This window comes from Nocardiopsis sp. NPDC055551, from assembly GCF_053619415.1.
This window is the reverse complement of sequence record NZ_JBSHJJ010000007.1, coordinates 119,213-133,382: the sequence shown is the minus strand read 5'-3', so window position 1 is coordinate 133,382 and position 14,170 is coordinate 119,213. Positions and strand designations below refer to the sequence as shown.

Sequence of the window (14,170 nt, the reverse complement as noted above, 5' to 3'; positions counted from 1 at the left end):
GGCTCTGGCAGCACCGGACGGAAGCTCCGGTGCTGCCAGAATGGGACCATGACCTCTTCCGAACCCGAGCAGAACCTCGAATCGCCCGAACCGGAGGAGGCCGCCCCGCTCAGGGTGGCCGTGATCGGCTCCGGCCCCGCGGGCATCTACACCGCCGACGCGCTCACCCGCCAGCGTCGGGTACCCGTCCGCGTGGACGTCCTCGACCGGCTGTACACCCCCTACGGGCTGGTCCGCCACGGTGTGGCCCCCGACCACACCAAGATCAAGGGCGTGGCCAGGACACTGCGGCGGGTCCTGGAGCACCCCGACGTCACCTTCGTCGGTGGGGTCGAGTTCGGTTCCGACCTGACCCGCGCGGACCTGTCCCGCACCCACCACGCCGTCGTGTACGCCACTGGAGCCGCTGTCGACCGGCGCATGGGGATCCCCGGCGAGGACCTGCCCGGCAGCGTGGCCGCCACCGACTTCGTCAACTGGTACTGCGGCCACCCCGACAGCGAGCTCGAACGGTTCGTCCTGGACGCCGAGGAGGTCGCCGTGGTCGGGGCCGGCAACGTCGCCCTGGACGTGGCCCGCATCCTGGCCAAGACCGCCGAGGAGCTACGCCACACCGACATCCCCCAACCCGCCCTGGACGTCCTCTCTCGAAGCCGCGTGCGCACAGTGCACGTGCTCGCCCGGCGCGGGCCCCTCCAGGCCAGGTTCACCGCGCCCGAGCTGCGCGATCTGATGAGGCTGCCCGGCGTGGACGTGCTCGTGCGTCCCGAACAGGTCGACATCGACCTCGCCGACGTGGGCACCGACCGGCCCGGGTTCCGTGAGGTCGCCAAAGCCTCCCGCACCAACCTCAAGCTGCTGCGCGAACAGGCGGAGCGTGCGCCGCGGGGACGCCCACGGCGCATCGAGTTCCACTTCTGGACCCGCCCCGAGCGGATCGTGGGCGCGGAGGGGGTGGAGGGGCTGCGCGTGGAGCGCACCCGCCTGGACGAACGGGAACGGTTGGTGGACACCGGGGTGGGTTCGACGTTGGACGTGGGAATGGTGCTGCGTTCGGTCGGCTACGCCGGTGTGCCCTTGACCGGTGTGCCCTTCGACGAGCGCGGACGCACCGTGCCCCAGGAGGAGGGGCGGGTGCTGAACGGCGGTGGCGTCGTGCGGGGTGACTACGTCGCCGGATGGATCAAGCGCGGCGCCACCGGGGTGATCGGCACCAACAAGTCCGACGCCGCCGCGACCGTGCGTTCCCTGTTGGCCGACGCCGACGTTCTGCGCGCCGGGGTGCCCGAACCGGTGGGGCTGGTCGACGTCCTGGCCGAACGGGGACTGACCGTCGGCGACTACGAGGGTTGGCTGCGCATCGACGAGGCCGAGGAGGGGCTCGCCACCGAGCTCGACCGGGGCGCACGGGTCAAACTCGGCGGATGGGAGGCCTACCGCAAGGCGTTGGGCCGCGGGTGAGCCTCAGCCGACCTGGTCCGCCTCGGCGCCGTAGGTGTTGCAACCGGCCACGGTGCCGCCGTCCCAACCCGCCTCCAACCACTGGGCGCGGCTGGTGGCACTGCCGTGGGTGTCCAGGTCGCCGCCGTCGTTGAAGTGCCGGTTGACCACGTCGAGGGCGTCGCCCCGGGGGTCGACGATCCCGCGCAGCGCGATCCCGGCCATGCACTCGGCCTGGAGCTCGGTACGGCGCAGCGTGTCGAGTTCGTCGTCCTCGCTGCCCGCGCTCCGGCGCAGGTCGTGGGAGATACGCAGGATACCGGTGGAGTTCTGGACGTGGTGGGCGTACTCGTGGCCCATCAGGGCCAGCCACACGACCTCGCGTTCGTCCGCGGGGATGACCTGGGACACCTCGCGCACGTTGGGCAGGACCACGGTGATGGTGGCGACGTCGCTCTCGTAGTAGGCCAGGGTGAAGGCCTCCTCCGTGTCGCTGTCCAGGCCCTGGTCGGTGACGGTGACGTCGGGCAGGTGGGGGGCGAGCCGAAGTTCGTCCATCACCGGTGCCCACAGCTCGTCCAGGCAGTCACCGGCCTCCCGGGAGAAGCCCTCCCAGGAGTCGTCGGAGTCCACGTCCAGGTCGGGCAGGTCGCAGTCGATCGGCGGTGGCGTGCTCATGTCGTACAGCGGGTGGTCGACCAGGTCGATCTCCGCGGGCGCCGGCCGGGCGAGCAGCTCCTGGTCCCGGAAGGCGGAGAGGTCGGCGCCACCGGGGGAGGACTGCTGCTGTGGTGTGTTGACCACGACCACCACGCCGGCGATGAGGGCGACCAGGGCCATCGACGCGGCGGCGAAGGCCGCGATGAGCATGCCCTTGCCCCGGTCCGCCCGTCGAGGCGGTGGATACCACGTCCGTGGCGGCCCCCAATAGGGATGCCACGGTGGACCCTGCGGGGGCGCCCATCCCGATCGAGGGTGCGCCCCGGGGAACGCCTGTGGCGGCCAAGGGGGCCGGGGGCCCTGCGGGACCGGAACGTGGGGTCCTCGCGCCGCCCACATCCCCTGCGGGGGACCCCCGGGCGCACCCCGTGGCCGCGCGTCGCCCGGAGCGTTCGTCGCGGGGCTTCCCCCGGGAGTCCCTGGGACGCCTGTGGCATGGGTGGCGCCGGGTACCCGAGGTTCACCCGGGGCGTGACGCGTACGCGTCACCTCGGGCCCTTGTGGTGCCCGGGGCGGTCCCATGGTGTCCGGCCCCCGCGGAGCCTCCGGTGACGGGGTGGTGCCGGGAACCCGTGTGGTGCCCGGGGCGTGCGTGCCGTCGGGCGTCTGTGGGGCCGGGGCGGCCTCTCGGGGCGTGTGGGACGGCGGCTCCGCTCCCGGGGTGTCTCCGGGGTGGGTGCCGTGCCGGTCGGTCCGGGGGAGGTCCCCGGGAGCCTCGTCTCCGGTTCGGTTGTCCACGGGGCCATCCTCGTCATCGCGCCGCCAGGGAAAGGGCATGTCCGTTTTGTACCCATGAAACGGACAACTGCCCCATGCCCCCAGTATGGGTCAACCGGGGGTGTCCGTGACGGGCTTCCCCAGGCGCTCGATGGGGAGATACCGGACACCGAGGCCGGTCATCAGGTTCTGAAGCTCGGACTCGAAGAAAGGTTCCATGTCGTTTACGGCGAATCCCAGGTGCTGGAACACCTCCATGCACACCACCCCGTAGATGCGGATCCAGCACCGGGTGAGCATCAGGGCCGCTCCCGTGGGCATGGCGTGCGCGGACAGACCCACGGTGTCGACGAAGGAACTCAGCTCGGCGGTGAGTTCGGGTCCGATCTCCTCGTCCGCGGGTAGCGGGATGTCCTTCTCCTTGATCAGGCGATCGCACAGGGCGAAGAAGGTGGACGCGAAGCGCCTGCCGGTCTCCAGGGCCGGGGTGAGGTCGGCGTCCAATTCGAGTCGCCTGCTCGGCCCGAACATCACGGAGAACTCGGCGGGATGGGTGATGGCCCAGGTTCGCAGCGCCCGTAGCGCGACGTGCAGGCGCAGTTCGGTGTCCTCGGCCGGGACCGAGGTGTCGGCGGCGGCGACGGTGTCGGCCAACTCGTCGAACAAGTCTGCGGTGATCGCCACCAGTAGCGCGTCGATGCCCGGCACATAGCGGTACAGTCCCGGCGCGGTCATGCCCATCTCGCGGGCGATCGCGCGCAGGGAGACCCCGGCGACACCGTGCTCCACGAGATGTCTGCGCGCGATCGACTTGATCTCCGTGAGTGTGGCTTCTCGCACACGATCGCGGCGACTGAGTACGGCCTCGGATCGCGGCTCGCTCGTGACCGGCGGTTTCGTCATGTTCAGTGGTCCACCCCGTCTCGGCGCCGATTCCGCGGCACCGCTCTGTTCGGTCGACGACGTTGACATCGTAACTGGTGCACGCTTGAGTGAACGCCGTTAGCAAACGGCGTTAACGGACATGATTCGTGTTCGCGCGAAGGAGCGGGAATGTCGACGAAAACGGGGTTCTTCGGCCGACTGGGGCTCGGAGCCCACCGCGGGAGATGGTGGGTCATCGCCGTGACCGGCCTGTTCGCGGTGCTCTCCGTGTTCTGGGGACTCGGGGTCTTCCAGGACGTCAGCGAGAGCGGTTTCGAGGACCCCGGAGCCGAGTCCTCCCGGGCCATGGACCTCATCGAGGACGAACTGGGCCACGCCGACATCGACATCATCGCGGTGTTCCGCAGTGACGAGATCAAGGTCGACAACCCCACCTTCGCCCAGGCGGTACAGCGCGTCTCCGACGATCTGCCCGAGGACGTCGTCGCCGACCACGACGTCTACCTCGACGAGGAACTCACCGACATCGAACGCGGCATGCTCGTGTCCGAGGACATGCACGCCACGTACATACCGGTCACCCTCACCGGCCAGAGCCACCAGGAACGACTCGACCAGTACGAGGAGGCGGCCGCCGTGTTGGAGGCGGGTCCCCTCGAAACCCACCTCGGTGGCCCCATCGCGGTCGAACACGAACTCTCCGAGACCGCCGAGAGCGACATCGTCCGCGCCGAGATGTTCACCCTGCCCGTGCTGTTGCTCCTGCTGGTCCTGATCTTCGGCGGCCTCGTCGCGGGCCTGATGCCCCTCGCCGTCGGAGGTCTGGCCATCCTCGGTTCCCTCACCGTGCTACGGGCCCTCACCCACGTCACCGAGGTCTCCGTCTTCGCCATCAACGTGGCCACCCTCCTCGGGCTGGGGTTGGCGATCGACTACGGGCTGTTCATGGTCAGCCGCTTCCGCGAGGAACTGAACAAGGGCCGCGACGTACGTGAGGCGGTCGGCCGGACCGTGGACACCGCGGGACGCACCGTCGCCTTCTCCGGCGTCACCGTCGGCATCGCCTTCGCCGGGTTGCTCTTCTTCCCCCAACCCATCCTGCAGTCCATCGGTTGGGGCGGCATCGCCGTCGTCGCCTTCGACCTCGTCGCCGCGCTCGTCTTCCTGCCCGCCCTACTGTCCGTGGTGGGCCACCGGATCGACCGAATGAAGCTGCCACTGCCGCGCCGCACCGTCGCCGGGACCCTCGACGAGAACGCCGGCACCTGGGCCCGCCTGGCCCGTACCGTCATGCGGGGCCCCGCCGTCTCACTGGTCGCGGTCGCCTGCGTCCTGGTGGCCTTCGGCTCCGGGCTGGCCTCGACCGACCTGGGCACCACCGACCAGCGTTACCTGCCGGCCGATGCCGACTCCCGGATCGCGACCGAGACGGTGGGGGAGGACTTTCCCGCCGGTCGGATCGGCCGTCTGCACGTGGCCGTGACGGGAGACCCCACCGAGAAGGACCTCGACGAGTACGTCGAACGCCTGGAGGCCCTGCCCGGCGCCGCGCTGGTCACCGTGGCACGCACCGGTGACGGCATCGCCCACGTCGAGGTGGGCTACCAAGGGGCCACCGACTCGACCGAGGTCCAAGAACTCGTGGAGGACGTACGCGCCGAAGCGGCCCCCGTAGGCGCCGAGGAGGCCCTCGTGGGCGGTGTGGCCGCCATGCAGCTGGATAACCTCGACGCCATCGTCGACAACGCGCCCACCACCATCGCCTTCATCATCGTGTCCACGATGGTCCTGCTCTTCTTGGCCTTCGGGTCGCTCGTGCTGCCGATCAAGGCGGTGCTCATGGGCGCGCTGTCCCTGAGCGCGTCACTCGGCGTGGTGATCTGGGGCTTCCAAGAGGGGCACTTCTCGGCCCTGCTGGGCTTCGACGCGGTCGGCACCATCGACCCCACCTACCTGGTGCTGGTCACCATCGTGGCCTTCGGTCTGGCGATGGACTACGAGCTGTTCCTGCTCAGCCGGGTCCGGGAGGAGTATCTGCGCAGTGGCGACAACATCCGGTCGGTGGCGCTGGGCCTGCAACGCACCGGGCGCATCATCACCAGCGCCGCGCTGTTGCTGGGCGTGGTGTTGCTGGCGATGGGCACCTCCGGACTGCTCTTCCTGAAGATCATCGGGGTGGGCCTGGCGATCGCGGTCCTGGTGGACGCCACCCTGGTGCGGGCGATCATGGCGCCCGCCACCATGCGCCTGCTCGGCGGCTGGAACTGGTGGCTGCCGCGCCCGCTGCGTTGGCTGCACGACCGCGTCGGCATCTCCGAGGGCGGCGAGGAGGAGGAATCGACTCCGATCGGAGTCGACCCCGAACGGTCGCGCGTGGGCGTGTGAGTTCTCGCGGAGATCGGGCCGATGGTCGCCGAATTCGACCATCGGCCCGACCCGACTTCACTCGGCGAGGAGCTCGTCGACGTGGGTGATGGTGGTGTTGAAGACCTTGTCGGCCCAGGCTTCGATCTGCTTCGGGTCGGTGATCGCCGGAATGCGATTTGAGAATGGTTTCCGGGTAATGCCATGGAAGACATGAAACGGGCCCGGCCTCCGTTGGAGACCGGGCCCGTTCGGGCACTACGGGTGAGACCTCAGACGGCCTGCGGGGCACCCTCGTGGAAGGGCTTGCCGTTCACCTCGGTGGACACGCCGACCTTGTCCAGGTACGGGGTGATACCACCGGTGTGGAAGGGCCAACCGGCGCCCGTGATCAGGCACAGGTCGATGTCGGCGGCCTCGGCCACCACGCCCTCGTCCAGCATGATCCGGATCTCCTTGGCCAGGGCGCGCAGGGCCCGGTCCAGGATCTCCTGCTCCTCGGACGGGCTGTCGCCGCCCTTGAGGAGCTCCTTCACCTCGGGGTCGATGGTGAAGTCCGGGGCGAAGATCTCCGACTTGCCGGCCTCGACCACGGCCTCCAGTTGCGGGGAGACCGCGAAGCGCTCGGGGAACGCCTCGTTCAGGGTCTCCGCGACGTGCAGACCGACGGCCGGGCCGACCAGCTGCAGCAGCATCAGCGGCGACATCGGCAGACCCAGCGGCGCGACCGCGCGGTCGGCGACCTCGGGCTCGGTGCCCTCGCCCACGGCGGCCAGGACCTCACCCATGAACAGGGTGAGCAGGCGGTTGACGACGAACGCCGGGGCGTCCTTGCACAGCACCGACGTCTTCTTCAGCTTCTTGGAGACGGCGAAGGCCGTCGCCAGGGAGGCGTCGTCGGTCTTCTCGCCGCGGACGATCTCCAGCAGCGGGAGGACGGCGACCGGGTTGAAGAAGTGGAAGCCCACGACCCGCTCGGGGTGCTTGAGCTCCGACGCCATCTCGGTGATCGAGAGGGAGGAGGTGTTGGTGGCCAGGATCGCCTCGGGGGAGACCACGGCCTCCACCTCGGCGAAGACCTGCTTCTTGATCTCCATCTTCTCGAAGACGGCCTCGATGACGAAGTCGGCGTCGGAGAAGGCGTCCTTGGTCAGCGAGCCGGTGACCAGGGCCTTGAGGTGGTTGGCCTTGTCCTGGTTGACGCGCCCCTTCTTCAGGAGCTTGTCGACCTCGCCGTGGACGTAGGCCACGCCCTTGTCCAGGCGACCCTGGTCCAGGTCGGTCATGACGACCGGAACGTCCAAACGACGCGCGAACAGCAGGGCCAGCTGACCGGCCATCAGACCGGCGCCGACGACACCGACCTTGGTGACCTTGCGGGCCAGCGACTTGTCCGGGGCGCCAGCGGGACGCTTGGCGCGCTTTTGGACCAGATCGAAGGCGTAGAGGCCGGCCTTGAGCTCGGGGCTCATGATGAGTTCGGCGAGCGCCTCATCCTCGGCCGCGAAGCCCTCGTCACGGGTGGCGGTCTTGGCGGCGGCGACCAGCTCGACGGCGCGGGCCGGGGCCGGTGCGGCGCCGTGCAGCTTGCCCTCGACCACGAAGCGGCTCATGTTGACCGCGTTGTCCCAGGCCTCACCCTTGTCGACCTCGGGGCGCTCCACCTGGACGTCGCCCTTGAGGACCTGGGCGGCCCAGCGCAGGGACTCCTCGACGAAGTCGGCCGGCTCGAAGATGGCGTCGGCGATGCCCATCTTGAAGACCTGCTTGCCCTTGATGACCTTGTTCTGGGCGAGCGGGTTGTCGATGATGATCTTGAGGGCCTTCTCGGCGCCGATCAGGTTGGGCAGCAGGTAGGTGCCGCCCCAACCCGGGACGAGGCCGAGGAAGGTCTCGGGCAGGGAGAAGGCCGGTACGCCGGAGGAGATGGTGCGGTAGGTGCAGTGCAGACCCACCTCGACGCCGCCGCCCATGGCCGCGCCGTTGATCAGCGCGAAGGTCGGTACGTCCAGCTCGCCGAGCTTGCGGAACACGTCGTGCCCGAGCTTGCCGATGGCCTTGGCCTGATCGAGGGTCTGGATGGCGGGAACGCCGGTGAGGTCGGCGCCGACCGCGAAGATGAACGGCTTGCCGGTGACGGCGACCGCGACGATGTCGGTGCGCGCCTTGGCGGCCTCGATCGCGGCGTCCAGGCTGAGCAGACCACCGGGGCCGAAGGTGTTCGGCTTGGTGTGGTCGTGCCCGTTGTCCAGGGTGATCAGGACGGCCTTGCCGGCCCCGTAGGGGAGCTCGATGTCACGGGAGAGCGCCTTGGTGACGACCTCGTCCTTGAACAGTTCGGAGATATCACTGGAACGCATCGCGTTCTCCTTTGAGGGTGGTGGTGGGCGACGGGCGGGCTTGTTCGATCGCGGTGCTCACTTGCCCCCCTCGTAGTTGGTGTTCTCCCAAAGGATGGTTCCGCCCATGCCCAGGCCCACGCACATGGTGGTGATGCCGTAGCGGACGTCGGGGCGCTCGGCGAACTGGCGCGCGAGCTGCATCATCAGACGGCCGCCGGAAGAGGCCAGCGGGTGACCGACGGCGATGGCGCCGCCCCACGGGTTGACGCGGGCGTCGTCGTCGGCGATACCGAAGTGTTCGAGGAAGGCCAGCACCTGGACGGCGAAGGCCTCGTTGATCTCGATCAGACCGATGTCGTCGATCGAGATGCCCTGGCGGGCGAAGAGCTTCTCGGTGGCCGGGACGGGGCCCACACCCATGACCTCGGGCTCGACACCGGTGAAGGAGAAGTCGACCAGACGCATCTTGGCGTCCAGGCCCAGCTCCTCGGCGACCTCCTCGGCCATCAGCAGGGTGCCGGTGGCGCCGTCGTTGAGACCGGCGGCGTTACCGGGCGTCACGTTGCCGTGCGCGCGGAACGGGGTCTTCAGGGTGGCCAGCGTTTCCATGGTGGTGCCGGGGCGCGGCGGCTCGTCCTGCGTGGCCAGACCGAAGCCCTGCTCCGCGGAACGGACCAGGGTCTCGACCAGGTCGGGCTGGATCTTGCCGTCGGCGTAGGCCTTGGCGACCTTCTCCTGGCTGCGCACCGCGTAGGAGTCGGCGCGCTCCTTGGTGATGGTCGGGTACCGGTCGTGCAGGTTCTCGGCGGTGTTGCCCATGACCAGCGCGGACGGGTCGACGAGCTTCTCGGAGATGATCCGGGGGTTGGGGTCGACACCCTCGCCCATGGGGTGCCGGCCCATGTGCTCGACGCCGCCGGCGATCACGACGTCGTAGGCACCGAAGGAGATGCCCGCGCCGGCGGTGGTCGCGGCGGTGAGCGCGCCGGCGCACATGCGGTCGATGGAGTAACCGGGGACGCTCTTGGGCAACCCGGCCAGGATCGCGGCGGTGCGCCCGAGGGTCAGACCCTGGTCGCCGATCTGGGTGGTGGCGGCGATGGCGACCTCGTCGACGCGCTCCGGGGGCAGGCCCGGGTTGCGGCGCATCAGTTCGCGGATCACGCGGACGATGAGGTCGTCGGCGCGCGTCTCGGCGTAGAGGCCCTTGCCTGACTTGCCGAACGGGGTGCGGACCCCGTCGACGAACACGACTTCGCGGGCGGTTCGCGGCACGATGGCCCCTCCTTCTTCAAGCGATGGGTGGACTGTTGAGGTCATGCTACTCGCCAGTAACAAATAGTGCGAGCGGCGGGGCCGGTCATGTCGGAAGTATGGAAGGAACCCGACCTTCGGTGATCGTGGCCGATTCGGTCGCCACGATCAGACGATCCGCCGAGGGTGGGCGAGCCCGCCTGAACTCAGCCCCGGCCGTCGAGGAATCGGGTCACGAAGCGATCGATGTTGAGGCGCAGGCGCTGGATCCGTTCCTCCCGACCGATCGTCTCCGCCGGCTGGATCAACGAGGATTCCCGCTTGCCCCGCGCGTACAGCGGGCAGGCCAGGTCGGAGCACACGTACAGGCCCACGGTGTCGCCCTGTCGGCCGGCCTTGCCGGGTTTGGGGGCGCTGAACAGGCGCACGCCACCGGCGGGGTGCACCGTCACACAGAACGAGCACGTCATCGACTTGAAGAAGTCGGTCTTGGGGCCGCCGTTGGGCAGGCGCAGGGCGACCCCGATCGGTTGCTCGCCGGAGTCGATCACCAGGTAGGCGCGGCCCGGCGCCTTGGGGTCGACCCACCCCAGGAAGTCCATGTCCTCCCAATCCAGAAGGGGCATGGTCGAGGGATAGGTCATCCGCTTGGTCTCGCCCTTGGGGCAGTTGACGAACGAGGAGCGGATCTCCGCGTCACTGAGTTCGAGCATGGCACTCTCCGATCGTTCGGTGTGGTCGATGGGGCCCGACGTGGTCGACGCGGTGAGATGGCGCCGACGAGGAGCCGACCAACGGATACTGCCGGCCGGGCCCCGGGTACGCGAGTGGTTTTCGCACGTGGCGGCCCATGTCCGATGCGTCGTACCGAGGACGACGAGGGCCGGGGACCACGAAGGGTCCCCGGCCCGGTGCCGTTCTCGGTGTTCAGAGCAGGGCGTCGGCCTCGCGGTGGCGCCCCGCCGCGTTGTAGGCCCCCGCCAGGTCGCGGCGCAGACGCACCGTCAACCGGCGCACCTCCGGGTCACCGGAGGAGTTGAGCGCCACCCGGTAGGCCTCGCGCAGCACCTCGACGGCCTCGTCGGGGCGACCCGCCTGGGTGTGGGAGCGGCCCAGTCGGTGGTGCACGGCCAGGGTGTCCAGGTGGCCCTTGCCGAGTCGGCGCCTACGGGCGGCCAGCACCATGCGCAGCTGGGAGATGGCCTCCTCATAGCGGCCGGACATGCTCTGCGCGGCGCTCAGACCCAGACGCAGTTCCTCGCGGCGCTTGGTGGAGGCGACGTCCTCGATGGCCCGCTCGTAGTGGGCCACCGAGGCGTCCAACCGACCACTACGTCGGTAGCACACGGCCAGACGCATGCGCGCCTCCACCGTGTCCTCGTCGGCCGGACCGAACTGACCCTCACGCTGGCCGAGCAGGGTCTCCCACTGACCGGCGGCGTCGGCCGGACGCCCCGCGTCCTCGTACGCCCAGGCCAGGTTCTCCCGGATGATCTCGGTGCGGGGGTGCTCCTCGTCGTAGACCGAGACGGCTTCGGCCAACGCCAGCTCGAACTGCTGCACGGCGGCCTGGCGCCGACCCATCTGCGCGTACTTGGTCGCGAGGTTGTTGCGGGCGGTGATGGTGTCGGGGTGCTCGGTGCCGAGTCGCTCCACCAGGGACTGAAGGGTGCGCTCCAGGACGACGGCGCGCTTGCCGGCGGTGGGCACGATCGCGCCGGAGCCCGAGCCCTTCACCGAGGTCGCCCTCGTGGAAGTGTCGATCCGCTCCGTGGCGGTCGTCTTCACGGAGGTCGTTCCCGTCTCGGAGCCGGCCGACCCTTCGGCCCGCTCGGGCACCGCGGTGGCCAGGGCCTTGGCGGGCTCCTCGGGGGCCGACAGCGAAACCTGTTCCGGCACCGTGGTCGCACTGGCCTCGGAGGCCGTCGCATGTTCCTCGGGATGCTCCGTGCGGTCCGTGGAGGTGGGCTGGACGGCCTGGGTCGACTCGACCTCGGCAGAACGCGTCAAGCCGGCCCTGTGCAGCAACACACGCCAGAACGACAAGCGGACTCACCACATTTCCCTGATCACGAACCGGGGCCTTGTGGGTCCACGGTCCGATACACACCCAACGAATAGATCACGATCCCCTGACGATCAGGGGCACGCTTCTATAACTTAATCGGACACCGGGCTACGGAACAGGCATGAACCGCCCCTGAGGGGTGGTGACTTCCATCACGTTAGGGTTCGATGCGGCGCAATGGGGTAATTGCTACGCCTTGTCCGCCTCGCGTAGAGCGTCGGCCAGGGCCTCCGAGGTCAGCCCGACCTGCCAGTCACGGGCCCCGCGCGAGCGCAGGAACTCACCCACCGAATCCGGGTCCACGGCCTTGGGGGGTGCCCACGCCAACCTTCTGACGCTGTCCGGCAACAGAAGGTTCTCCGTGGGCATCACGACCTCCTCGGCGATCCTCGTCACCGTGGAGCGGACCGCGTCGAGCCGCCGGGCGGCCTCGGGCGCGCGGTCGGCCCATCGGTTCACCGGGGGCGGTCCGTCGCCGGGGGCGTTGGGGCGAGGAAGGTCGGTCTGGGCCATGTCCCGGGTCCGGTTGATCGCCTTGATCCAGGTGTTCAGGTAGCGCTTGGCCAGCTTGATGCCGAACTGGCGGATCCTGGTCAGCTCCGGGACGGTGCGCGGCATGGCCGTGGCCGCCTCCACGATCGCCGCGTCGGGCAGCACCCGACCGGGGGAGGTGTCGCGCTCCTGGGCGATGCGATCGCGCTCGTACCAGAGCTCGCGCACCGCGGCCAGGGAACGCTGGTTGCGGACCTTGTGGATGCCGGAGGTGCGCCGCCAGGGGTCGGTGCGCGGCTCCTTGGGAGGTGCGGCCAGGACCGAGGCGAACTCCTCCTGAGCCCACCCCAGCTTCCCGCTCTCCTCCAGCTCTCGCTCCAGGTTGTCCCGAAGCTCGATGAGGATCTCCACGTCCAGCGCCGCGTAGCGCAACCAGTCCTCGGGCAGTGGCCGTTGCGACCAGTCCACCGCGGAGTGTTCCTTGGCCAGCCGCAGGTCCAACAGCCGTTCCACCATGAAGCCCAGACCGACCCGCTGGTAGCCGAGCAACCGCCCGGCCAGTTCGGTGTCGAACAACCGGGAGGGGCGCAGGTTCACCTCGGTCAGGCAGGGCAGGTCCTGGTGCGCCGCGTGCAGCACCACTTCGGCCCCGCCCATCGCGTCGTTGACCTCGCTCAGGTCGGGGCAGGCGATCGGATCGATCAGGGCCGAACCGGAACCCTCACGGCGCAATTGGACCAGATAGGCGCGCTGGCCGTACCGGTAGCCGGAGGCGCGCTCGGCGTCCACCGCGACGGGGCCGGAGCCGGCGCCGAGTGCCGCGACCACACCCGCGAGGGCGTCGGGATCCGCCGTGACCTCGGGAAGGCCCTCGCGTGGTTCCCGCAGCAGAGGCGCCCTCTCCGATTCGTCGTTGTCGGTTTCGCGGGATTCTGTCTTGGAGTTCAACGCGTTCGCCACACCACTACGGTATGCGCTGTGGCCACCGAACGCGGATATGGGCCGCCCCGTGGCGACCGTGGAACGGCGCCCGGGGCATCTTCCGAAGAGCTCGTCAGGGGCGTGAGCGTTGGCGGGCGATGTCGGTGACGTCCAGGGGCGGTAGGCCGGAGGCCGAGGCCAGCAGGGCCAACCACGCGTTCACGTGCGGCGCCAGATCGTCCGACTCCGGCGTCCATGAGGCACGCATCTCGACCTCGGTGTTCGCGCCCTCGTGCGCCTTGGTGCCGAAACCCTCCGTGGTGGCCCGGGTGACCGTCCCGCTCAACGTGTGATGGGTGGCCTCGTTGACCTCCAGGGCGTCGGTGAGCCAACTCCAGGCCACCGGGCCTAGCAGGGGATCGGTGGCGATCTCCGACTCCAGTTCCGAGTTGGCCTGGCACACGACCCGGAAGGGCCCGGGCCAGTCACGGGTGTTCTCGGGGTCGTACAGGACGATCAGTCGTCCCCAGGCGATCTCCTCGTCCTGGACGGTGACCTCGGCCGAGACGGCGGCGGAGTGCGGCGCCAACCGTTGGGGCGGGGGGATCTCCCGGACGGCGATCTCGGGGCGCAGCAGAGGGGACCGCAGGGCCTCGACCGCTCGCCGGAACGTGTCTTGTGCGTTCTCGGCGCTACCGACATCGGGCATGGTGGAAACGTCAGCCTTCATATTGTGGTGATCACGTCCTGGCGGGGGTCGTCGGGACGTGTCCCGCCGATGGTGTGATGGTGGGCACTGGTCGACGGTGGCACGAGTCACCGGTGGCGGGTCGCAGATCCCCCGGCGTGTCGGGGTTTTGTGATGATCTTGGGACCGCGAAACCGTCAACCGCGCAGGTTCGCGACCGAATCCCCCTCGGGTTCGACCCGCTTCCCGGTCACGTCCCCGCCGGCCGGGGCCGACCCG

Annotated in this window: 11 protein-coding genes; 3 read left to right on the top strand and 8 right to left on the bottom strand. The window is 69.4% G+C overall.

All coding sequences use genetic code 11. The annotated features are described in order from the left end of the window. Positions 1-48: 48 nt before the first annotated feature. The gene (locus tag ACWGSK_RS14535) at positions 49-1,461 is read left to right on the top strand and encodes an FAD-dependent oxidoreductase (protein WP_358505629.1); all 1,413 of its coding nucleotides are present in this window, start codon (positions 49-51) and stop codon (positions 1,459-1,461) included. Positions 1,462-1,464: 3 nt separating this feature from the next. On the opposite strand, the gene ACWGSK_RS14530 is transcribed toward ACWGSK_RS14535, so the two are convergent. Together ACWGSK_RS14530 and ACWGSK_RS14525 are read right to left on the bottom strand one after the other, a co-directional pair. Further along, positions 1,465-2,310, bottom strand: a complete 846-nt coding sequence (locus ACWGSK_RS14530; RefSeq protein WP_358505632.1) for a neutral zinc metallopeptidase — start codon at positions 2,308-2,310, stop codon at positions 1,465-1,467. A 678-nt stretch (positions 2,311-2,988) separates the two neighbouring features. Beyond that, entirely contained in the window at positions 2,989-3,780 is a 792-nt protein-coding gene (locus ACWGSK_RS14525; protein ID WP_358505635.1) for a TetR/AcrR family transcriptional regulator, read from the bottom strand. A 150-nt stretch (positions 3,781-3,930) separates the two neighbouring features. On the opposite strand from ACWGSK_RS14525, the gene ACWGSK_RS14520 reads away from it, so the two are divergent. Both ACWGSK_RS14520 and ACWGSK_RS14515 read left to right on the top strand, forming a co-directional pair. Then, entirely contained in the window at positions 3,931-6,147 is a 2,217-nt protein-coding gene (locus ACWGSK_RS14520; protein WP_358505638.1) for an MMPL family transporter, read from the top strand. 21 nt (positions 6,148-6,168) lie between these two features. After that, entirely contained in the window at positions 6,169-6,309 is a 141-nt protein-coding gene (locus tag ACWGSK_RS14515) for a hypothetical protein (protein WP_452456009.1), read from the top strand. Positions 6,310-6,398: 89 nt separating this feature from the next. Here the strand turns inward: ACWGSK_RS14515 and ACWGSK_RS14510 are convergent, their stop codons facing one another. The 6 genes from ACWGSK_RS14510 to ACWGSK_RS14485 form a co-directional block, all read right to left on the bottom strand. Further along, entirely contained in the window at positions 6,399-8,486 is a 2,088-nt protein-coding gene (locus ACWGSK_RS14510) for a 3-hydroxyacyl-CoA dehydrogenase NAD-binding domain-containing protein (RefSeq protein ID WP_452456008.1), read from the bottom strand. 57 nt (positions 8,487-8,543) lie between these two features. Beyond that, the gene (locus tag ACWGSK_RS14505; RefSeq protein ID WP_452456077.1) at positions 8,544-9,719 is read right to left on the bottom strand and encodes a thiolase family protein; all 1,176 of its coding nucleotides are present in this window, start codon (positions 9,717-9,719) and stop codon (positions 8,544-8,546) included. Positions 9,720-9,928: 209 nt separating this feature from the next. Continuing rightward, positions 9,929-10,435, bottom strand: coding sequence for an FBP domain-containing protein (locus ACWGSK_RS14500; protein ID WP_358505649.1), 507 nt, complete (start codon positions 10,433-10,435; stop codon positions 9,929-9,931). A gap of 214 nt (positions 10,436-10,649) precedes the next feature. Next, positions 10,650-11,768 (bottom strand): tetratricopeptide repeat protein, encoded by a 1,119-nt coding sequence (locus ACWGSK_RS14495; protein WP_452456007.1) that lies wholly within the window; start codon positions 11,766-11,768, stop codon positions 10,650-10,652. A gap of 211 nt (positions 11,769-11,979) precedes the next feature. Beyond that, positions 11,980-13,242, bottom strand: coding sequence for an HRDC domain-containing protein (locus ACWGSK_RS14490; RefSeq protein ID WP_452456006.1), 1,263 nt, complete (start codon positions 13,240-13,242; stop codon positions 11,980-11,982). Positions 13,243-13,336: 94 nt separating this feature from the next. Then, on the bottom strand, positions 13,337-13,912 hold the full coding sequence (locus ACWGSK_RS14485) for a DUF3000 domain-containing protein (RefSeq protein ID WP_358505657.1): 576 nt from the start codon (positions 13,910-13,912) through the stop codon (positions 13,337-13,339). Between the last annotated feature and the right edge of the window lie 258 nt (positions 13,913-14,170).